The sequence below is a fragment of the Streptomyces sp. NPDC059861 genome (genome assembly GCF_042731435.1).
Classification (GTDB): Bacteria; Actinomycetota; Actinomycetes; order Streptomycetales; family Streptomycetaceae; genus Streptomyces.
Genome location: NZ_JBHWJQ010000067.1, coordinates 1 through 20,015 on the forward strand (window position 1 = coordinate 1; position 20,015 = coordinate 20,015).

Genomic DNA, 20,015 nt, shown 5'->3' on the forward strand with positions numbered 1-20,015 from the left:
AGTCCACCGAGCATGCCGAGGTGGACTCGCGGCCGCGCTGGTCACGGCGTCGCTCACCTCCCAGGCCGTCGTGCTGGTCACCGTCGGCGCCCTCCTGGCCGCCGCGCAGAAGGCGCTGTGCGACGCCACCCGGATCGGCCCGCCCGGAAACGTCGTGCTCACCTTCGTCAGCTCCGCCGCGCTCTTCGCCCCGCAGTCCCTCGACCAGGTGCCCGGGCACCTGGCGCTGGGCCTCGGCGCCGGGGCGTGGGCCTGGCTCGTCAGCATGGCCCCGGGACTGGCCCGCCCGTACGGCCCGGAACGCCGCGCCACCGCACAGGCCCTGGACGCCGCCGCCACCTACGCCGGGACACGCGGCACCGGGGACGGGCACATCCGGGCCCGGGCCGCCACGGCCGCCGCCGTGCAGGCCGCCTGGCAGACGTTGCTCTCCGCCGGGGCCCGCTCGGCGGACCGCTCGCAGACCCGGCGGGCCCTGCGTGCCCTCGTCGTCCGCGCCGAGGTCGCCCTCGCCGCGCCCGCCGACACCGACCCCGCACGGCTGCGTGCCTGGGCCCGCGAGCTGCGCGGTACCCGGCCCGTGCCGTACGCGGGTGACCCGGACCGCGACGAACTGCTCGGCGTGGACCTGGAACTCGCGGCACCGCACCGGCCGTTGCGCCGCGCGCTCGCGTCCCTCGGGCCGATCGCCGCCCGCAGCGCTCTGGGCTGCGCCCTCGCCGGGTACGCCTCCCTGGCCCTCGGTATCGGCCGCCCGTACTGGGCGCTGGTCACCGCGGCCGCCCTCTACCAGGCCAACATCACCCTCCCCTGGAGCCGGGGTGTGCAGCGCGTCGTCGGCAACCTCGCCGGGGAACTCGTCTTCGCCGCCCTCACCCCGCTCGCGCACCTCGGCCCGGCGGCCCTGGTGCTGTGCTGCCTCGCCTGCAGCTTCGGCGCGGAGGCGCTGATCAGCCGCAACTACTGGCTCGGCAGCGTCTGCGTGACGCCGATGGCGTTGCTCATCACCGAGTTCACCGGCTTCCAGGATCCCGGTGCGCTGATCACCGAGCGGGTCGTGGACACCTCGGTCGGCGCGCTGGTCGGCTTCGCCGCCGCGGTCGCCGTCACCAACCGGAGCGCGGGCGCCCGTCTGGAACAGGCCCTTGCCGCCGCCGAACAGGCGCGCGAGCACACCGCCCGCCTGCTGGCCGGGCCGCAGCCCGCCCCCGGCGCGCTCGAGGCCGCCCGCAGGGGCCTCGCCGCCGCCCTCGTCGACCTGCGCGCCACCGCGGACGCCGCGTCCGGCGAGTGGTGGCAGCGGGCCCTGCCCCAGGAGCGGGTCGTCCACGCCGAGCAGGCAGGACACCGTACGCTCGCGGCGACGGTACGACGCCAGGGGCTGCTCCTGGACCGGGACGCGCGCAAGACGACGGAGGACGCACAGCCATGACGGGGACGAACGGGCTGGGGGCCGACGGGGGAGACGCGGCGGGCACGCAGGGGCAGCGGGGCGAGGGCGAAGCGGGGAGCGCCGGCGGAGCCGCGGGCGTCGCGGGCCACGCCGGCGAGATCGGCGGCGACCGTCCGACCGGCGGTACGGGCCTTACCGGCGAATCCGGACACGTCGCCGGTGCCTCCGGACACACACTCGGCGGTGTCGGTCGGCGTGACACCGTCGCCGCCGTCGTCCACCAGTGGCAGACCGTGCACCCGGATCTCGACACCGGCCCCATGGAGATCATCGGCCGGGTCAACCGCTGTGCCGCCCTGCTTCAGCAGGCCGAGGACGCCCCGTTGCGGCGGGCCGGGCTCAGCCGGCCGGAGTTCGATCTGCTCGCCGCGCTGCGCCGCACCGGGCATGAGCTGACCCCCAGCGAACTGGCCCGTGAGACCTTCTCCTCCGGCGCCGCCGTCACCAAACGCCTCAAGCAGCTCACCGAACGCGCCCTCGTCGAGCGGCGGGGCGACGACCGTGACCGCCGTGTCGCCCACGTCCGCCTCACCGACGCCGGACGCGACCTGGTCGACGCCGTCCTGCCCGAGCAGCTCGCCTACGAGGGCGCCGTACTGTCCGGACTGGATGCGCCGCAGCAGGGCGAACTCGCGGCCCTGCTGAGGGAGTTGCTCGGACAGCTGGAGGGCCGCCTGGGCGCGTTGCGGAGCTGACTCCCGCGCCTTGCGCGGCGAGGCCCTGCCCATGGCTCCTCGGCCCCCAGACCCCCCCCGCCGTCGTCTCAGCCCACGTCACCCGCGCGGTAGACACCGAAGACCGCGCCCTGCGGGTCGCGCAGCACCGCGATCCGGGGACCGTCCGGCACGGAGGTGGGCTCCATCAGGGCCGCGCCGCCGGCCCCGGTCGCCGTCGCGGTGGCGGCGTCGACGTCGGCCACCGCGAAGTACGGCAGCCAGTGCGGCGGCACCTCGTGCGGGAACTTGTCGTCCATGGTCATCATGCCGCCGAAGTCCTGGCCGGCGAGGCCCCACTGCGTGTAGTGCTCGGAGGCGTTCACGGTCCACCCGAAGACGGTCGTGTAGAAGTCGCGTGCGCGGGCGGGTTCCCGGGTGAGCAACTCCACCCAGCCCAGCGCGCCGGGCGCGTTGAACACCCCGGCGCCCTCGAAGGCCCGGGGCTGCCACAGCGTGAAGACGGCACCGGACGGGTCGGAGGCCACCGCGAAGCGGCCCATGTCGAACACGTCCATCGGGCTCATCAGCACCGTTCCGCCGGCCGCCGTCACCTGCCCCGCGGTCTCGTCGGCGTCCCGGACCGCGAACGACACCGACCACGCGACCGGCTGCCCCTCCTGGTACAGCGGCGTCAGCGCCGCCACCGGCGCGTCCCCCAGGTGCGCGACCGTGTAGCCGCCCGCCTCCTGACGCGGGTCCGTCTCGGACCGCCAGCCGAACAGCTCGGCGTAGAACCGCTTGGCCTCCCCGATGTCGCTCGTGCCCAGCTCGGCCCAGCAGGGGCCGCCGACCACCGGCTTGTGGAGCTTCATCCGACGTCCTTCCGCAGGGGAACCTCGACCAGCACGCTAGCCCCGGCCACCGGCGGCGGCCATCCGGCGGCCTCCTCGCGCCCGCTCGCGGACGTCGGCGGGACGGCTCGGCTCCCGGTGTGCCGAGCCGTCCCGCCGGGCCGCCCGGCGCAGGGGGTGTCAGATGCCCGGCCGGTACCGGATGGGATGGTCGGCCGGCACCTCCACCAGCACGATCGGCACGCCGTCCGGATCCGCGATCCACATCTCCACCAGCCCCCAGGGCTCGCGGACCGGCGGCCGTACGATCTCCACGCCCTTGGCGCGCAGCTCCTCGTGCGCGGCGGACACGTCCTGGACCTGGAGCCAGAGCCGTACCGCCGGGGACGGCGGGCTCTCGGAGCGGCCGGAGAGTTCCAGGTGGCCGCCGCCGAGGAAGTAGACGGTCCCGCGGTCCGGCCCGGTGCCGAACTCGCGGTAGACGGCGAGACCCAGTTGCTCGCCGTAGAAGGCACGGGAGCGCTCGGGGTCGGTGGGACGCAGCAGGATCCGTCCGCTCAGTACATGCACCATGCACCCGGAGCCTAGTGGCAGCATTACTCTCGTCTGTGCCCGAGCCGCGCCGGAGAATTCGGAGAGACACCTCATGGAGAGCGCCGCCCACGGACTGACCTTCCGCGATGCCACCGACGCCGACGTGGACACGCTGGTCGCCCTGATCGAGTCGGCCTACCGGGGCGACTCCAGCCGGGTCGGATGGACCACCGAGGCGGACATCCTCCGGGGGCAGCGGACCGACCCGCAGGGCGTGCTGACCGTGATCAAGGCGCCGGACAGCAGGCTGCTGACCGTGGAGCGGGACGACACCGTCGTCGCCTGCTGCCAGCTCGAACGCCGTGACGGTCACGCCTACTTCGGCATGTTCGCCGTCAGCCCCACCCTCCAGGGCTCCGGCCTCGGCAAGGTGATCATCGCGGAGGCGGAGCGGCAGGTCCATGAGCACTGGGGCACCACGGAGATGCACATGACCGTGATCTCCGTGCGTGAGGACCTCATCGCCTGGTACGAGCGACGCGGCTACCGCCGTACGGGCCGGATGACCCCGTTCCCGTACGGCGACGAGCGCTACGGCATCCCGCAGCGCGACGACCTGCGCTTCGAGCTGCTGGTCAAGGAGCTCGTGTAGCCCCTACGCCGTGAACCGGCCGGTGCGTTTGATCTCCGGGTGGTCGGTCGTCGCGCCGTCCAGCTCCAGCGCCCGTACGAGACGCAGGTGCTCCTGCGTGTTCACCACCCAGCCGATGATCCGCAGGCCCGCCCCGCGCGCGTGCTCCACGACCTCCAGCGTGAGCCGGCGGATGTTCAGGCAGACGGTCGCCGCACCTGCGCCGACGGCACGCTCCACGACGTCGGTGCCGTACCGGCCGGCGATCAGTGCGGTGCGTACGCCGGGCACCAGCCGGCCGATCTCGGCGACCGCCTCGTCGTGGAACGAGGACACCTCGACCCGCCCGGTCAGGTCGCGCCGGCGCATGATCTCGGCCAGGGCACGTGCCGCCTGCACGTCCTTGATCTCGGCCTGGAGCGGCGCCCGCACAGCGTCGAGGACCTCTTCGAACACCGGGACCCGCTCGCCCCGGCCCGCGTCCAGGGTGCGCAGCTCGGCGAGGGTTTTCTCGGCGATCGGGCCGGAGCCGTCCGTCGTACGGTCCACGTCGGTGTCGTGCATCACGACGAGGGCGCCGTCCTTGCTCAGATGGAGGTCGAGCTCGATCGCGTCGAGGCCGGCCTCCTGAGCCGCGACGAAGGACCGGAGGGTGTTCTCGGGTTCGACACCCATGACTCCGCGGTGACCGATGGTGAGGAAGTTCAAGGTCCGACTCGCTTCCGTCGACGGCGGCGGTGGAGGCCTTGCGGCCCCACCTGGAAGGTATCGCCTGAGCCGTTCTGGGCAGAGGGGGACGACGGGACCACGTGTCTTCGCCATCGCCGTGTCCGACAGGAAAAAATGCGGTGACGGCGGGGGTGTCACAGAATAATTTCCCGAGCCGCCCCTTGCTGGGTGAAACTCGGTGTGTATACGGTCTGCTTACGCGAGGTTCTCCCGTGGAGGATGGGACATGACGGAAATTCTTGTGCAGGTGGGTACGGAGGAGCAGGTTCCTCCTGTGGTCAGGGTGGTGGAGCACCTGGCATGGCCCGTGCTCAAGGATGCCGTGGAGCAGATCCGGCCATGGCAGTCCAAGGACGGATCGATCGACTTCGAGGCCGAGAACGCCCCCGAGGTGGCTCAGGCGGAGCTGGCCGTACGACGGGTCGTCGGCGCCGTCGAGGAGCTCTCCCCGCTCCTGCCGCACGACGCCGCCTACCACGCGGCCCTCGTGCGAGACCTGCGCCGCTGGGCCGACGAGGGCTTCGGGGTGCCCGACTTCCTGGACTCGCTGCTCGCCTTCCAGCCCGCCGCGAACCGCCAGGACGGCCTGCAGCACCTGGTCGTGTTCCCCATGTACACGCAGAACGGCAACCCTGACCGCAACCTCGAAGCGGTCGTGCTGCGCATGGTCTGGCCGCAGTGGCTGGCCGAGCTGGAGCGCACCCGATACGACAACCCGTTGTTCTGCGGCATCACCTTCGAGGACTTCACGGCCGGGTACGACACCAACTCCGCCGTCCTCTTCCCGGAGACCATCGCCGTGCGCCAGGCCCCGGAGCGCTTCTCCTGGGGCGGCATCTTCTGCGACCGCGAGGCCGCACGTTTCCGCCGGGTCACCGACGCCGCCGTGGACCTCCTCGGTCTCGAGCTGCCCGACGACATCGCCGCCCTGGTCCACGACCAGAAGCGCTGCGAAGAGGCATTCGTCCTCTGGGACATGGTCCACGACCGCACCCACAGCCACGGTGACCTGCCGTTCGACCCGTTCATGATCAAGCAGCGCCAGCCGTTCTGGATGTACGGGCTGGAGGAGCTGCGCTGCGACCTCACCGCCTTCAAGGAGGCCGTGAAGCTGTCCGGCGAGGGCGTCCCACAGGCCCGTGACGTGCAGTACGCGGTGCTGTTCGACCGTATGTTCCGCTTCCCGGTCACCGGCGAGCGGGTGCGCAACTACGACGGCCTCGGCGGACAGTTGCTCTTCGCCTACCTGCACAAGCACGACGTCGTCCGCTGGATCGACAACAAGCTGTCCATCGACTGGGAGCGCGCTCCGCAGGTCACCAACCAGCTGTGCGCCGAGATCGAGACGCTCTACCGGGACGGCATCGACCGCCCCAAGCTCGTGCACTGGTTCGCGGGGTACGAGCTGGTCTCCACCTACCTCGCCCCGCACCCCGGCTCCAAGTGGGCCAAGGGCCCCGACGCCCTGGACCTGACCCTGCCGCCGCGCAAGCTCGTCGATGACGTGCTTCCGGACGAGTTTCCGCTCAGCATGTTCTATGAGGCGCTGTCCAAGAAGCTCAAGAACGTGATTGCCTCGACCAGGGGCATCACGGCGGACCCCGCCGAGCGGGTCGCCGCATGAGCGACCGCACCACCAACGCTGCTCAGGAGGCGAGGACCATGCAGAACGGAGCTCTCAGCGGTGCGGTGATCGCGGTGGCAGGCGCGGGCGGACCCGCCGGCCGGGCGACGCTGCAGAGGCTGGCCGACGCGGGCGCGATCGTCGTCGCCTCCGACAACGATCCGGAGCGGCTCGCCGAGGCCGTGGACGCGGCCAGCTACGCGCACGGCGGTGCCACCGTCGTCGGCGACACGGTCGACCTGCTCGACCGGCAGGCGGCACAGGACTGGGCCGACCGCATCGAGAAGGACTTCGGGCGCGTCGACGGCCTGGTCCATCTCGTCGGCGGCTGGCGTGGCAGCGAGACCTTCACCAAGACCCGGCTCGACGACTGGGACCTGCTGGAGCTGCTGCTCATCCGCACCGTGCAGCACACCTCACTCGCCTTCCACGAGGGACTGCAGCGCAGTGACCGCGGCCGGTACCTCCTGATCAGCGCCGCCGGCGCCAGCAAGCCCACCGCGGGCAACGCCGCGTACGCCGCGGCCAAGGCCGCCGCCGAGGCGTGGACCCTGGCCATGGCCGACTACTTCGCCAAGGCCGGGGGCGAGCACGGGCCGAACGCCGCGGCTGCGATCCTGGTGGTGAAGGCACTGGTGCACGAGGCCATGCGCGCCGACCGCCCCAACGCGAAGTTCGCGGGCTTCACCGACGTCGACGACCTGGCGCAGGCCATCGTGGCCGTCTGGGACAAGCCCGCCGCCGAAGTGAACGGACAACGTCTGTGGCTGACCGAGAAGCCGTGAACCCTGCGAAGACCGACGCGCGTCGCCATCACGACCCGGAGGTCCGCGGTTTCGCCAGTGACAACTACGCCGGGGTCCACCCGGAGGTGCTCGCCGCCTTGGCCGTGGCCAACGGCGGGCACCAGGTCGCGTACGGCGAGGACGCGTACACCGAGAACCTGCAGCGCATCGTCCGCGGCCACTTCGGCGCCACGGCGGAGGCGTTCCCGGTGTTCAACGGCACCGGTGCCAACGTCGTCGCCCTGCAGGCGGTCACCGACCGCTGGGGCGCGGTGATCTGCGCCGAGAGCGCGCACATCAACGTCGACGAGGGCGGCGCTCCCGAGCGGATGGGCGGCCTGAAGCTGCTCACCGTGCCCACTCCGGACGGCAAGCTCACTCCCGAGCTGATCGACCGGCAGGCCTGGGGCTGGGAGGACGAGCACCGCGCGATGCCGCAGGTCGTCTCCATAACCCAGGCCACCGAACTGGGCACGGTCTACACGCCGGACGAGATCCGCGCGATCTGCGAGCACGCCCACGCGCACGGGATGAAGGTCCACCTGGACGGCTCGCGCATCGCCAACGCGGCCGCCTCGCTGGACGTCCCGATGCGGACCTTCACCAATGCGGCCGGCGTCGACATCCTCTCCCTGGGCGGCACCAAGAACGGCGCCCTGTTCGGCGAGGCGGTCGTGGTGATCAACCAGGACGCCGTGAGCCACATGAAGCATCTGCGCAAGCTGTCCATGCAGTTGGCCTCCAAGATGCGCTTCGTGTCGGTGCAGTTGGAGGCCCTGCTCGCCAGGGACCTGTGGTTGCGCAACGCCCGCCACTCCAACGAGATGGCCCAGCGCCTCGCGGAGGGCGTCCGGGCCGTGCACGGGGTCGAGCTGCTGTACCCGGTGCAGGCCAACGCGGTCTTCGCGCGGCTGCCCCACGACGTGAGCGAGCGCCTCCGGAAGCGGTTCCGCTTCTACTTCTGGGACGAGGCCGCCGGTGACGTGCGCTGGATGTGCGCCTTCGACACCACGGAGGACGACGTGGACGCGTTCGTCGCGGCGCTCAAGGAGGAGATGGCGCGGTAGGCCGTCCGGCACGCGTCTGCATAAATATGCGGCTACCCGAAAAGTCATTGACGCTCGGGTGGCCGCGTCTCTATGCTCTGCCGGCATGGAGCTGATCCAGGAAACCTCTGACCTGTCGGCCTATTTGGCGGCAGACGAGGTCGTCGACCACAACCACCCGCGAGTCCGGCAAGTGGCCGCCCGCCTCGCGGCGACTGCGGCGGACTCGTATGACTATGCGCGGTCCGCCTTCGAGTTCGTGCGCGACACGATCACCCACTCCGAGGACTTCGACGATCCCCGCGTCACCTGGCGCGCGTCCGATGTGCTGGAGCGGGGCACGGGCATCTGCTACGCCAAGGCCCACGCGCTGGCCGCGCTGCTGCGGGCCGAGGGCATCCCGACCGCCCTGTGCTACCAGAAGTTCGACGTGCTGCACGGGCTGGTCGCCGTGCGCTTCGACGGTGCCTGGCATCGGCAGGACCCTCGCGGCAACAAGCCGGGTGTGGACGCGCAGTTCTCGCTGGACGGCGAGCGCCTGGCCTTCACGCCCGATCCGAAGTCCAATGAGTTGGACCATCCGGTCCTGTATGCTGCACCACATCCGGTGGTGCTCGCGGCCCTCAGGGCCGCGCCCGACCGGCCGTACCTCTGGCAGCACCTCCCCACCGCACTCTGAGGCAAGGCGCACCATGACTCTCACGTTGACCGTGTCCGACGAGGTGCGCGCGCTCGCGTCCGGCTTCACCCACGTCGCCGTCGAGGCGCACGGACTCGTGAACGGGCCCAGCACCGACGGCAGCGCGGCACTCCTCGATGACGCGGCCCGTCGTCTCGCCGTACGCCTGGACGGGCGCGCCCCGCACGAGGACCCGCACATGGCCGCCTGGCGCGAGGTCTACACGGCGTTCGGTTCGAAGCCGTCGCGCACTCGCAACTCGGCGGAGGCGCTGGCCAAAAGAGCCCTCACGGATGCCGGTCTGCCACGGATCAACGTCTTGGTCGACGTCTACAACGCCATCAGCGTCGCCCATCTGATCCCGGTCGGCGGTGAGGACATCGACCGTATCCAGGGCGGGATGCGGCTCGTGCGGGCCACCGGCGACGAGGACTTCGTGACCGTCACCGGCGGCGTGGAGGCCGTAGAGCGTCCCGACGCCGGCGAGGTGGTGTGGCGCGACGACGTAGGCGTGACCTGTCGCCGCTGGAACTGGCGCCAGGGCCCGCGCACCCGGCTCACCGAGGCGACCGTCTCGGGCGTCTTCCTGCTGGAGACCATGGCACCGATGCCGGTCGCCGAGGCTGAGCGAGCCGCCGCCGAACTCGCGGGGCTGCTGGAGAAGTTCAGCCCCGGCGCCCGCATCACGATGCACACTCCCGAGCCGACGAGCTGAGCCGCCGGCCCGTCGGCGTTCAGCGGGCCTCGGCCTCGCGGACCTGCTCCGGGGTCGGGGCCGTGCCCCCGAGGTGGGCGGGGAGCCACCAGTTGTCGTCCGCGCCGCGGGGGCGGCCCGGGTAGGCGCGCTGGGCGACCTCCAACAGGTCCTGCACCCGCTCGCGCAGGCGGCGCGTGAGCGCCCCCGCGTACTGGTCGCGGGGGGCCTCGACGGCCTCGCCCACCCGGATCGTGACCGGGATGTGGCTGCGCTTGAAGTTGCGCGGGTGCCCCTTGGTCCACAGCCGCTGCGTGCCCCACACGGCCATCGGGATCAGCGGGACGCCCGCCTCCTGAGCCATCCGTGCGGCACCCGACTTGAAGCTCTTCAGGGTGAAGGACGGCGAGATGGTGGCCTCCGGGAACACCCCGACGATCTCACCGGAACGCAGCGAGTCCAGCGCGTGCTGGTAGGCCGCCTCACCCTGCTTGCGGTCCACGGGGATGTGCCGCATGCCGCGCATCAGCGGACCGGAGATCCGGTGCCGGAACACGGACTCCTTCGCCATGAAACGCACCAGGCGCTTCTGCGGGAGCGCGGCCAGGCCGCTGAAGACGAAGTCCAGATAGCTGATGTGATTGCTCACCAGCACAGCGCCGCCCGAGCGCGGGATGTTCTCCGACCCCTTGCAGTCGATCTTCAGGTCCCAGACCTTGAACAGGGTCTGTGCGAGGCCGACGACGGGGCGGTAGACGAGTTCTGCCATGGGCGGGGTGGACCCTTCCTGCTCTGCCTGGGGAGGTACTCCCCGCCAGAAAGTTACGTAGCCGTAGGTTTACGGCATCTCGCAGATCGTGCCCCAAGAACGGTCGGGGAGCCAGCCCCCGTGCCCTACCGACGCGAGATCCTCGTCACGTCGGCGTACATTTCCACCTCGTACTTTTACGCGGGCTTTACTCCACTCGTACGGTCACCTGCTGGGCGAGCAGGTACATCTCGCATGGCACGCGAACTCCGACACCCAGGCCGATCCCAGCGATTCGCAGCGAAACGGCCGCCGGGAGGCGGGAATCTTTGCCCTCTCGTGCACGCTTGTGCTGGGCATGACGGGAGTTCGGACGGGCCGGGTGGTGTGCGCGCGTGGGTGACGAGTACGAAGCGATCGGCGAGGGCGGCGAGGGCGGCGCCGGGCGGCTCGGAGTTGCCGAGCTGGGTGCCGAACTCGGTGAACGCGCCACGCTGGTGCAGTTCTCCAGCGCTTTCTGCGCCCCCTGCCGGGCGACCCGGCGCATCCTCGGCGAGGTGGCCGGCCTGGTTCCCGGTGTCACCCACGTCGAGATCGACGCCGAGGCCCGGTTGCGGCTCGTACGGGCGCTCGACATCGACAGGACCCCGACCGTGCTCGTGCTGGACGCGGACGGGCGGATCGTGCGCCGGGCCGCCGGACTGCCGCGCAAGGCCGATGTGATCGCCGCGCTGGGGCAGGCGGTCCGCGCCGGGGTGTCCGGGTCCTGATTCCCGGATCCCGTATTACAGGACGAACTTGACTGTGCGCACCGTCTATCGTCAGCTTGACCCTATGTCTTCGGAAGTCCTTCTCTTCGGCCGGGTCCACCTCGACCTCGTTCGCACCGCGAGCGCACGCTGTCCGGGATGCTGAACAACCCCGGATCCGCTCGTCGTCGCCCGCAGAAGGTCACCTCCATGACGGCCACCCCCGGCCTCGCCGTCTCCGCCTCCCCGGACACCGCCGCTCCCGACCTGTTCCGTGCCGTCTTCCGGCGGCACGCGGCCGGCGTGGCGGTGATCACAGCGCGGGGCACCGCCGGCCCGGTCGGCTTCACCGCCACCTCCCTAACCTCGGTCTCCGCCGAACCGCCGCTGCTCTCCTTCGGGATAGGCACCGGATCCTCCAGCTGGGCGGCGATCTCGGGAGCCGGTCATGTCGCCGTGCACATACTCGGTGAGCACCAGCAGGAGCTGGCGGCCACCTTCGCACGCAGCGGCGCCGACCGCTTCGCGGCGCCCACGGGCTGGCGCGATGGCCCCGAGGGCGTTCCCGTGCTCGACGGGGTGCTGGCCTGGATGGTGTGCCAGGTACACGCGCGCGTGCCCGCGGGTGATCACCGTCTCGTGCTCGCCGAGGTCGTCGGCGGCGACCCGGCCGGCGAGGGCCGGCCACTCCTCTACCACCAGGGACGCTTCACTGCGTTGCGCGACTGAGCGGCCTGCGGAACCGTCCAGTCCCGGTTACGCTGCGTTGCGAAGGTCACAGTTCAAAGCGCTTGCTTAGCGGGCACGAACTGGATGTACTGACGAGTAATATCTCGTTCGGAGCGCGAGTCGCCCCGACCGGGATACGCCGCTAGGGGCGCCTATGCTGCCTGCAAGAAGGCAGCCAGAAATTGACCGATTGCAGTAGGAGAGCCGGCGTGAGCTTGAGGATCGTTGTCACTGTGAAGTACGTGCCCGACGCCACTGGCGACCGGCACTTCGCCGATGACCTGACCGTCGACCGTGACGACGTGGACGGTCTGCTCTCCGAACTGGACGAGTACGCGGTCGAGCAGGCGCTGCAGATCGCGGAGGACGCCGACGACGCCGAGGTGACGGTGCTGACGGTGGGTCCGGAGGACGCCAAGGACGCGCTGCGCAAGGCGCTTTCGATGGGTGCCGACAAGGCGATCCACGTCGAGGACGACGACCTGCACGGCACGGACGCCATCGGCACGTCGCTGGTACTGGCGAAGGCGGTCGAGAAGGCGGGCTACGACCTGGTCATCTCCGGCATGGCCTCCACCGACGGCACCATGGGCGTCGTGCCCGCGCTGCTGGCCGAGCGCCTCGGTGTGCCGCAGGTGACGCTGCTGTCCGAGGTCTCCGTCGAGGACGGCACGGTCAAGGGCCGCCGTGACGGCGACGCCGCCTCCGAGCAGCTGGAGGCACAGCTTCCGGCGGTGGTCTCCGTGACCGACCAGTCGGGCGAGGCGCGTTACCCCTCCTTCAAGGGCATCATGGCCGCGAAGAAGAAGCCGGTGGAGTCCTGGGACCTGTCGGATCTGGACCTGGAGGCCGAGGAGGTCGGCCTGGCGGGTGCGTACACCACGGTCGACGCGGCGGCCGAGCGTCCGGCCCGTACGGCCGGCACGATCGTCAAGGACGAGGGCGAGGGCGGCAAGCAGCTCGCCGAGTTCCTCGCGAGCCAGAAATTCATCTGAGCTCCGAGCTCGACTTCGCTGACCGCCCCTCACACTTCGCAAGCAGGAGAGAAGAAGTCCCATGGCTGAAGTTCTCGTCTACGTCGACCACGTGGACGGCGCCGTCCGCAAGCCCACCCTGGAGCTGCTGACGCTGGCCCGTCGCATCGGCGAGCCCGTCGCCGTCGCCCTCGGCAACGGCGCCGCCGACACCGCCGCCACGCTCGCCGAGCACGGCGCGGTGAAGGTGCTGACCCACGACGCCGCCGAGTACGCCGACTACCTGGTCGTCCCGAAGGTGGACGCCCTGCAGGCCGCCCACGAGGCCGTCTCCCCGGCCGCCGTGCTGGTGCCGTCCTCCGCCGAGGGCAAGGAGATCGCCGCCCGTCTGGCGCTGCGCATCGGCTCCGGCATCATCACCGACGCCGTCGACCTGGAGGCCGGCGACGAGGGTCCGGTGGCCACGCAGTCGGTGTTCGCCGCGTCCTTCTCGACCAAGTCCCGTGTCAGCAAGGGCACCCCGGTCATCACGGTCAAGCCGAACAGCGCCGCCGTCGAGGCCGCGCCGGCCGCCGGTGCGGTCGAGGCGCTGTCGGTGTCCTTCTCCGAGCAGGCCACCGGCACCAAGGTGACCGGGCGCACGCCGCGTGAGTCGACCGGCCGTCCGGAGCTGACCGAGGCCGCCATCGTGGTCTCCGGCGGCCGCGGCGTCGGTGGCGCGGACAACTTCGCGCTCATCGAGGCGCTCGCCGACTCGCTCGGTGCGGCCGTCGGCGCCTCGCGCGCCGCGGTGGACGCCGGCTGGTACCCGCACACCAACCAGGTCGGCCAGACCGGCAAGTCGGTCTCGCCGCAGCTGTACATCGCGTCCGGCATCTCGGGTGCGATCCAGCACCGTGCCGGTATGCAGACCTCGAAGACGATCGTGGCCGTCAACAAGGACGCCGAGGCCCCGATCTTCGAGCTGGTCGACTACGGCGTCGTCGGCGACCTGTTCGACGTCGTGCCGCAGCTCACCGAGGAGATCAAGACCCGCAAGGGCTGATCTCCCGCAGGCTGTACGAGGCCCCCGTGACCGTCGCCGGTCACGGGGGCCTCGGCTCATCCCAGGGTCAGCGTGGCCTGCACGGGCAGATGGTCACTGGGGAACTGGCCGTCCACCTGGAACGTGTTGATGTCCGCCCGGTGCACGGTGACGCCCGGCGTGGCGAGAATCCAGTCGATCCGGTCACCGTTCGGCGTCAGCGGCCGGTAGCCGTGGAAGGTCGCGTACAGGTCGCCGCGCGCGGCCGCCGTCTCCCAGGTGTCCGTGAGCCCGGCGCCCAGCATCGTGTCGTAGACCGGGTTCTTGTGCGCGGCGACGTTGAAGTCACCGGTCACCAGCAGCGGCAGCGAGCTGTCCAGGCCGGCGATGCGCTGCGCGATCAGTGCGGCGGCACGCGCGCGTGCGTCCTGGCTGCGGTTGTCGAGGTGGGTGTCGAGGAGGTAGAACTCCCGGCCGCCGTCCCGCAGATCGCGGAAGCGGACCCAGGTGACCATCCGGATGGAGCCGCCGCCCCAGGTGTTCGAACCGATCACGTCGGGGGTGTCGGACAGCCAGAAGTGGTCGAACTCCAGCGGGGCCAGGCGGCGGGTGTCGTAGAAGATCGCCATGAACTCGTCTCGGCTGCCGCCCGCGCGGCCGGTGCCGATCCAGTCGTGGTGCGGGCCGAGGTCGGACTCGATGTCCAGCACCTGCTGGTAGAGGCCCTCCTGGGTGCCGACCAGATGCGGGCGCTCGCGGCGCAGCAGCTCGCGCATCACGGGTCTGCGCACGGCCCAGCTGTTGGGTTCGGTGGTGCTCGCGAAGCGGAGGTTGAAGGACATGGTCCTCAGCCGGCGGTCGGCGCGCCGTGCCGGCTGCTCGATGTCGCGCTCCTGCGCCGAGGCGGCCGACGACGACAGTGCTGTACTGGAGAGGGGCAGGACGACCGCTGCGGCCAGCGCGCTCTTCAGGCCCAGGCGGCGGGTGACTCGGCTCCGGTGCGGCACGGGGGCTCCTTCGGTCGGTGCGGCCAGGGGAGTGGGCGTACCGAAGTGTTCTACCGCCTCATGAGATGAGCGTGAACATGTCGAAAGGTCCCGGGTGGCCCGAGAAGGAAGGGGTGTTGACCCGGCGGAAGGTCCCCGGATAACTTCATTCTACGGATTGTTGATTCCGTATAGCGGAAAATAGGAGGGTGTGGGATGGGTCAGGGCCAGCAGGAGCAGGTCGCGACGAGCCTCGCGGGCACGGTGAGCGAGGAGATCAGCGCCTCCCTCGCGCCGGTCGACGCCGAACTGGAGCGCCGCTACCCCGGAGACCCCGGCACCCGTCAGCCCGTCCACACCGTCTACGTACCCGGTGACGCCTTCGCCGCCGGCACCCTCCGCTCCTGGGGCGACCAGGCACTCGCCGCCCTCGACGAACACGCCCCGGACGCCGCGTCCTTCGCCGCCGTCCTGGGACTCTCCGACGAACTCGCCGAGCCCGTGTACGCACGTGTGCGCGCCAAGCTGGAACGCGAGCCCATCGAGGACCTCCGCGTCGACTTCGAGGACGGCTACGGTCCTCACCCCGACGCCGAGGAGGACGAGACGGCGGCCCGCGCGGCCCGGCTGATCGCGCAGGCGTACGAGAACGGCACGGCGGCGCCCTACATGGGCATCCGGACGAAGTGCATGGAGGCGCCGCTACGGGACCGGGGCATCCGCACCCTCGACATCTTCCTCACCGGCCTGATGCGCACCGGCGGCCTGCCCGACGGGCTGGTCCTCACGCTGCCCAAGGTGACCTACCCGGAGCAGGTCACGGCCATGGTCCGGCTGCTGGACGCCTTCGAGAAGACGCACGCCCTGGAGCCCGGCCGGCTCGGCTTCGAGATCCAGATCGAGACGAGCCAGGCCATCCTCGCCGCCGACGGCACCGCCACCGTCGCCCGGATGATCCAGGCCGCGGAGGGCCGCGCCACCGGCCTGCACTACGGCACCTTCGACTACAGCGCCTGCCTCGGCGTCTCCGCCGCGTACCAGGCCGGCGACCACCCCGCCGCCGACCACGCCAAGGCGGTCATGCAGGTCGCCGCCGCGGGCACCGGCGTACGCGTCTCGGACGGCTCCACCAACGTCCTGCCGGTCGGCCCCACCGTGAAGGTCCACGACGCCTGGCGCCTGCACTACGGCCTCACCCGCCGCGCCCTGGCCCGCGCCTACTACCAGGGCTGGGACATGCACCCCGGCCACATCCCGACCCGGTACGCGGCCGTCTTCGCCTTCTATCGCGAGGGCTTCGAGCAGGCCGCCGGCCGCCTCGCCCGCTACGCCAACCGGGCCGGCGGCGACGTCATGGACGAGCCCGCCACCGCGAAGGCCCTCAGCGGCTACCTGCTGCGCGGCCTGGACTGCGGTGCCCTCGACATCGGCGAGGTGGCGCGGCTGACCGGACTGACCCGGGCCGACCTGGAAGGCTTCGCGGCGCCCCGGCGGGGCGACCTGACGGCGTCCGCGAAGTAGCCGACAGGACTGGCACGGACGCCACCTGAGGCCGTCTCCGGCACCACTGCCCCGTAGTCCGTACGGCACTCATCGACGTGTCGTACCAGGCGCAGAACGGGGCAGCGGTGTCTTCGGGGGTAGTACGGACAGGCGGACGGGACCGGTCGGCCGCTGTCGCGCGACGGCGCGGCTCGGCAGGGACTGCATGGGGGCGGTCCGGCGAGCGGCCGACGAGGTCCTCGGCCGCGAGGTCGCCGTCAAGGAACTGCGCACCTCCACCGGCGCCGCCGGACCCCGAACTGGCCGAGCTACGACGGCGGATGCGGCGTGGGCCCGCGCCGCCGCCCGCGTGCGGCCCCCCGGTGTCGTCGCCGTGCACGACATCACCGACGTCGACGGCCGTCCGGTGATCGTGACGGAGCTGGTGGACGGCCCCTGCCTGGACGACGTCCTGCGCGACCGCGGAACCCTCGACCCGCGCGAGGCCGCCGGGATCGGCGCCAAGGTCATGGACGCGCCGGCCGCCGCCCGCCGCGTCGGGGTCCTGCACCGTGACGTCAGGTGCGGCGGTTCCGGAGGCGGCGGTGCGACGGGAGGCGCCGGCACACCGAGGTCGGCATCCGCGACGCGGGTACCAACTACTTCTACTGCCGGCACCTGGGCCGCCGGGAGACCTCCGGCCAGTGGACGGACGTCTGGTGGGGCCGCGCCGCCGACGACGACGCCGGCGCCTACGTCAGCGCCGTCCACATCCAGGGCGGCGACAACGACGCCCCTTTGTGCCCGGACTTCCGGTGCGCTGAGCAGTGACGGGCGTCCGGGAACCGGCCGCTCCTGTCGTCAGCGGGGCGGACCGCACCAGCAGTGCAGGCGTCCGGGATCGAGCGCGCGCTCAGACCGCCGGCGGCAGCTCCCCCGAGCCACGGGTGATCAGCCGGGTCGGCAGTTCGATCTTCTCGGGGACGATCAGCGAACCGTCCAGCTGGCGAAAGAGCCGCTCGGCCGCGGTGCGGCCCAGTGCCGCCGCATCCTGAGCGACGACCGTGACGCCCGGCTGGAGCAGGTCCGCCAGTTCGATGTCGTCGAAGCCGACGAGCGCGATCTGCCGCGGGTGCTCGGCCAGGACCCGGATCACCGTGACCGTCACCCGGTTGTTGCCGGAGAAGATCGCGGTGACGGGGGAGGGGCCGGACAGCATCTCCTCGGCCGCCAGCCGCACCCGCAGCGGATCCGTGGCACCCAGGGACATCCAGGGGTCCTCGACCGGTATGCCGGCGTCCTCCATGGCCGCCCGGTAGCCGCGCAGACGCTCGGCCGCGGTGTGGATGCGGGGCATGTCGCCGATGAACCCGATCCGCCGGTGCCCGTGCGCGATCAGATGGGCGACGCCGTCCCGGGCGCCGCCGAAGCTGTCCGAGAGGACCACGTCGGCGTCGATCTGCCCGGCCGGACGGTCCACGAACACCGTGGCGACGCCCGCCTTCAGCTCGGGCTCCAGATAGCGGTGGTCGTCACCGGCCGGGATGACCACCAGCCCGTCCACCCGCCGCGCGCACAACGCCAGGACCAGCTCCTGCTCACGGTCCGGGTCCTCGGCGCTGGAGCCGTTGATCAGCAGGGCGCCGTGCGCGCGGGCCACCTCCTCCACGGCGCGGCTCAGGGGGCCGTAGAACGGGTCCGCGAGGTCCTCCAGGACCAGCCCGATGCTCGCCGTGCGGCCCTTGCGCAGGACGCGCGCACTGTCGTTGCGGCGGAAGCCGAGCGCCTCGATGGCCTCCTGGACGCGGCGCTCGGTCTCCGGGGTCACCCCCGGTTCCCCGTTCACGACCCGGGACACCGTCTTCAGTCCGACGCCGGCGCGGGCCGCCACGTCCTTCATGGTGGGCCGGTTTCCGTAGCGGTTTCCGGCGAGGCGGTGGGTCTCGGGCACGGTGAGCTGTCCTGTCCTGTGGTCCGTGGGGATGCGTGGGTCCATTGTTTGTATGAGGATGTGGCGTCGAGCATAGAGCCTGGACAACGTTGTCAGCAGCGGGAGAGACTGTCCCCCGCACTTCCCGGCCCCCGCCCCACCGCAGGGCCGGCCAGCCCATTTCCCAAGGTTGACGGGGGATCCCACACTGATGCACACCGACCTCGTGGCTGCGCTCGACATCGGCGGCACCAAGATCGCAGGCGCGCTGGTGGACGGCGGCGGCCGGATCGTGGCGCGCGCCCAGCGCCCGACGCCCGCCCAGAAGGACGGCGACACCGTGATGCGGGCCGTCGAGCAGGTGATCGGCGAGCTCACCGCCTCTCCGCTGTGGAGCCGCGCCGAAGCGGTCGGCATCGGCAGCGCGGGCCCGGTGGATGCCTCCGCGGGCACGGTCAGCCCGGTGAACGTCCCCGGCTGGCGCGACTACCCCCTGGTGTCCCGGGTCCGGTCTGCCACCGGAGGACTGCCCGTCGAGCTGATCGGCGACGGCGTGGCCATCACCGCCGCCGAGCACTGGCAGGGCGCGGCACGCGGCCACGACAACGCGCTGTGCATGGTGGTCTCCACCGGCGTCGGCGGCGGCCTGGTCCTCAACGGACGGCTGCACCCAGGCCCCACCGGCAATGCCGGTCACATCGGCCACATCAGCGTGGACCTCGACGGCGACCCCTGCCCGTGCGGTGCCCGAGGCTGCGTGGAGCGCATCGCCAGCGGCCCCAACATCGCCCGCCGCGCCCTGGAGGGCGGCTGGCTGCCGGGTCCGGACGGCGACACCTCCGCCGCGGCCGTGGCCGCCGCCGCCCGCGCGGGCCACCCGGTCGCCGTGGCCTCCTTCGAACGCGCCGCCCAGGCCCTGGCCGCCGGCATCGCGGCCACCGCGACCCTGGTCGAGATCGACATCGCAGTGATCGGCGGGGGAGTGGGCAATGCGGGTGACGTGCTCTTCGCGCCCCTGCGCAAGACCCTCGCCGACTACGCGACCCTGTCGTTCGTCCAGCGCCTGACCGTGGTGCCCGCCCAGATGGGCACGGACGCGGGGCTGGTGGGGGCGGCGGCGGCGGTGCTGAGCCGGAGGGCGGAGGCCACGGCGGCGGGTGTGTGAGCGGCGGCAGGAACGTTCACCCGGGGGCCGGGATCGGTCGAACGGGCAGGAGTGGGATCGGTGGAACGGGTATGAGTGCGTGACCCCGGACCGGGTCCGTCAGTTGGTCGGGGCATGAAGAAGCGCAGCATGCTTGCCATCGCCTCCCTCGCCACCGGCTTCGTCGTCGCGGCGGTCACCCCCTCCCACGCCGTGGGTGACGGGCTGAGCAACATCAACGTCGGAGACACCCTCCAGACGCTCGACAACACCATCGCCAGCGAGAGCCTGCAGCTGGACAAGAACGCCCTCGTGGGCGAGCAGGGCGAGAAGGCCGACGGCAAGCAGACCCAGAAGGGCAAGCCGGGCGGCAAGGCCGTCGGCAAGCAGGACCAGAAGGGCAAGCCGGGCGGCAAGGCCGTCGGCAAGCAGACCCAGAAGGGCAAGCCGGGCGGCAAGGCCGTCGGCAAGCAGGGCAACAAGGGCCACTGAGGCGGCGGACAGCCATACGGCGAGGCGCCCGCCCCCCGGGAAACGGTGGCGGCGCATACGGGTGTTCACCCCACA

At 71.5% G+C, this 20,015-nt stretch carries 22 protein-coding genes and 1 pseudogene; 17 read left to right on the forward strand and 6 right to left on the reverse strand.

What is annotated here, in order from left to right; genetic code table 11:
• Together ACFV6X_RS34600 and ACFV6X_RS34605 are read left to right on the forward strand one after the other, a co-directional pair.
• Positions 1–1,432 (forward strand): FUSC family protein (locus tag ACFV6X_RS34600; protein ID WP_385390305.1); only part of this gene is annotated, 1,432 nt, incomplete at its 5' end.
• A gap of 119 nt (positions 1,433–1,551) precedes the next feature.
• Complete coding sequence (locus ACFV6X_RS34605) at positions 1,552–2,148, forward strand: MarR family winged helix-turn-helix transcriptional regulator (RefSeq protein WP_385390344.1); 597 nt, start codon at positions 1,552–1,554, stop codon at positions 2,146–2,148.
• A gap of 68 nt (positions 2,149–2,216) precedes the next feature.
• Here ACFV6X_RS34605 and ACFV6X_RS34610 read toward each other — a convergent pair whose 3' ends face one another.
• Together ACFV6X_RS34610 and ACFV6X_RS34615 are read right to left on the reverse strand one after the other, a co-directional pair.
• Complete coding sequence (locus ACFV6X_RS34610) at positions 2,217–2,981, reverse strand: VOC family protein (protein ID WP_385390307.1); 765 nt, start codon at positions 2,979–2,981, stop codon at positions 2,217–2,219.
• Positions 2,982–3,140: 159 nt separating this feature from the next.
• Entirely contained in the window at positions 3,141–3,533 is a 393-nt protein-coding gene (locus tag ACFV6X_RS34615) for a VOC family protein (RefSeq protein WP_385390309.1), read from the reverse strand.
• Between the two features lie 73 nt (positions 3,534–3,606).
• Here ACFV6X_RS34615 and ACFV6X_RS34620 point away from each other — a divergent pair, with 73 nt between their 5' ends.
• Entirely contained in the window at positions 3,607–4,146 is a 540-nt protein-coding gene (locus tag ACFV6X_RS34620) for a GNAT family N-acetyltransferase (protein ID WP_385390311.1), read from the forward strand.
• 3 nt (positions 4,147–4,149) lie between these two features.
• On the opposite strand, the gene ACFV6X_RS34625 is transcribed toward ACFV6X_RS34620, so the two are convergent.
• On the reverse strand, positions 4,150–4,833 hold the full coding sequence (locus ACFV6X_RS34625) for a glycerophosphodiester phosphodiesterase (protein ID WP_385390313.1): 684 nt from the start codon (positions 4,831–4,833) through the stop codon (positions 4,150–4,152).
• 247 nt (positions 4,834–5,080) lie between these two features.
• Between ACFV6X_RS34625 and ACFV6X_RS34630 the strand changes: the two genes are divergently transcribed.
• The 5 genes from ACFV6X_RS34630 (at position 5,081) to ACFV6X_RS34650 (ending at position 9,703) form a co-directional block, all read left to right on the forward strand.
• Positions 5,081–6,478: a DUF6421 family protein gene (locus ACFV6X_RS34630; RefSeq protein WP_385390315.1), complete on the forward strand. Its 1,398-nt coding sequence runs from the start codon at positions 5,081–5,083 to the stop codon at positions 6,476–6,478.
• Between the two features lie 38 nt (positions 6,479–6,516).
• The gene (locus tag ACFV6X_RS34635) at positions 6,517–7,263 is read left to right on the forward strand and encodes an SDR family NAD(P)-dependent oxidoreductase (protein ID WP_385390317.1); all 747 of its coding nucleotides are present in this window, start codon (positions 6,517–6,519) and stop codon (positions 7,261–7,263) included.
• Complete coding sequence (locus ACFV6X_RS34640; protein WP_385390319.1) at positions 7,260–8,330, forward strand: threonine aldolase family protein; 1,071 nt, start codon at positions 7,260–7,262, stop codon at positions 8,328–8,330. The genes ACFV6X_RS34635 and ACFV6X_RS34640 overlap by 4 nt, the downstream gene beginning before the upstream one ends.
• 85 nt (positions 8,331–8,415) lie before the next feature.
• Complete coding sequence (locus ACFV6X_RS34645) at positions 8,416–8,988, forward strand: transglutaminase domain-containing protein (RefSeq protein WP_385390321.1); 573 nt, start codon at positions 8,416–8,418, stop codon at positions 8,986–8,988.
• A gap of 13 nt (positions 8,989–9,001) precedes the next feature.
• Positions 9,002–9,703 (forward strand): B3/4 domain-containing protein, encoded by a 702-nt coding sequence (locus ACFV6X_RS34650; protein ID WP_385390323.1) that lies wholly within the window; start codon positions 9,002–9,004, stop codon positions 9,701–9,703.
• 19 nt (positions 9,704–9,722) lie between these two features.
• Here ACFV6X_RS34650 and ACFV6X_RS34655 read toward each other — a convergent pair whose 3' ends face one another.
• Positions 9,723–10,451: a lysophospholipid acyltransferase family protein gene (locus ACFV6X_RS34655; protein ID WP_385390325.1), complete on the reverse strand. Its 729-nt coding sequence runs from the start codon at positions 10,449–10,451 to the stop codon at positions 9,723–9,725.
• Between the two features lie 374 nt (positions 10,452–10,825).
• Between ACFV6X_RS34655 and ACFV6X_RS34660 the strand changes: the two genes are divergently transcribed.
• The 4 genes from ACFV6X_RS34660 (at position 10,826) to ACFV6X_RS34675 (ending at position 13,927) form a co-directional block, all read left to right on the forward strand.
• Positions 10,826–11,200, forward strand: coding sequence for a TlpA family protein disulfide reductase (locus ACFV6X_RS34660; RefSeq protein WP_385390326.1), 375 nt, complete (start codon positions 10,826–10,828; stop codon positions 11,198–11,200).
• Positions 11,201–11,389: 189 nt separating this feature from the next.
• Complete coding sequence (locus ACFV6X_RS34665; RefSeq protein ID WP_385390328.1) at positions 11,390–11,908, forward strand: flavin reductase family protein; 519 nt, start codon at positions 11,390–11,392, stop codon at positions 11,906–11,908.
• A gap of 209 nt (positions 11,909–12,117) precedes the next feature.
• Positions 12,118–12,903, forward strand: coding sequence for an electron transfer flavoprotein subunit beta/FixA family protein (locus ACFV6X_RS34670; RefSeq protein WP_385390330.1), 786 nt, complete (start codon positions 12,118–12,120; stop codon positions 12,901–12,903).
• A 61-nt stretch (positions 12,904–12,964) separates the two neighbouring features.
• Positions 12,965–13,927: an electron transfer flavoprotein subunit alpha/FixB family protein gene (locus ACFV6X_RS34675; RefSeq protein WP_365457957.1), complete on the forward strand. Its 963-nt coding sequence runs from the start codon at positions 12,965–12,967 to the stop codon at positions 13,925–13,927.
• Between the two features lie 56 nt (positions 13,928–13,983).
• On the opposite strand, the gene ACFV6X_RS34680 is transcribed toward ACFV6X_RS34675, so the two are convergent.
• Entirely contained in the window at positions 13,984–14,913 is a 930-nt protein-coding gene (locus tag ACFV6X_RS34680; protein ID WP_385390332.1) for an endonuclease/exonuclease/phosphatase family protein, read from the reverse strand.
• 195 nt (positions 14,914–15,108) lie between these two features.
• Between ACFV6X_RS34680 and ACFV6X_RS34685 the strand changes: the two genes are divergently transcribed.
• The 3 genes and pseudogenes from ACFV6X_RS34685 (at position 15,109) to ACFV6X_RS34695 (ending at position 17,205) form a co-directional block, all read left to right on the forward strand.
• Complete coding sequence (locus tag ACFV6X_RS34685; RefSeq protein ID WP_385390334.1) at positions 15,109–16,413, forward strand: DUF6986 family protein; 1,305 nt, start codon at positions 15,109–15,111, stop codon at positions 16,411–16,413.
• Between the two features lie 187 nt (positions 16,414–16,600).
• Positions 16,601–16,963 (forward strand): annotated as a pseudogene (locus tag ACFV6X_RS34690) (serine/threonine protein kinase); the annotation flags it as partial.
• A complete protein-coding gene (locus ACFV6X_RS34695; RefSeq protein WP_385390336.1) occupies positions 16,957–17,205 on the forward strand; it encodes a hypothetical protein in 249 nt (82 codons plus the stop codon). The pseudogene ACFV6X_RS34690 and the gene ACFV6X_RS34695, both read left to right, overlap by 7 nt.
• Positions 17,206–17,287: 82 nt before the next feature.
• Here the strand turns inward: ACFV6X_RS34695 and ACFV6X_RS34700 are convergent, their stop codons facing one another.
• A complete protein-coding gene (locus tag ACFV6X_RS34700; RefSeq protein WP_385390338.1) occupies positions 17,288–18,370 on the reverse strand; it encodes a LacI family DNA-binding transcriptional regulator in 1,083 nt (360 codons plus the stop codon).
• Positions 18,371–18,515: 145 nt separating this feature from the next.
• Here ACFV6X_RS34700 and ACFV6X_RS34705 point away from each other — a divergent pair, with 145 nt between their 5' ends.
• Positions 18,516–19,469, forward strand: coding sequence for an ROK family protein (locus tag ACFV6X_RS34705; protein WP_385390340.1), 954 nt, complete (start codon positions 18,516–18,518; stop codon positions 19,467–19,469).
• A 129-nt stretch (positions 19,470–19,598) separates the two neighbouring features.
• Positions 19,599–19,940: a hypothetical protein gene (locus ACFV6X_RS34710; protein ID WP_385390342.1), complete on the forward strand. Its 342-nt coding sequence runs from the start codon at positions 19,599–19,601 to the stop codon at positions 19,938–19,940.
• The last annotated feature ends 75 nt before the right edge of the window (positions 19,941–20,015 follow it).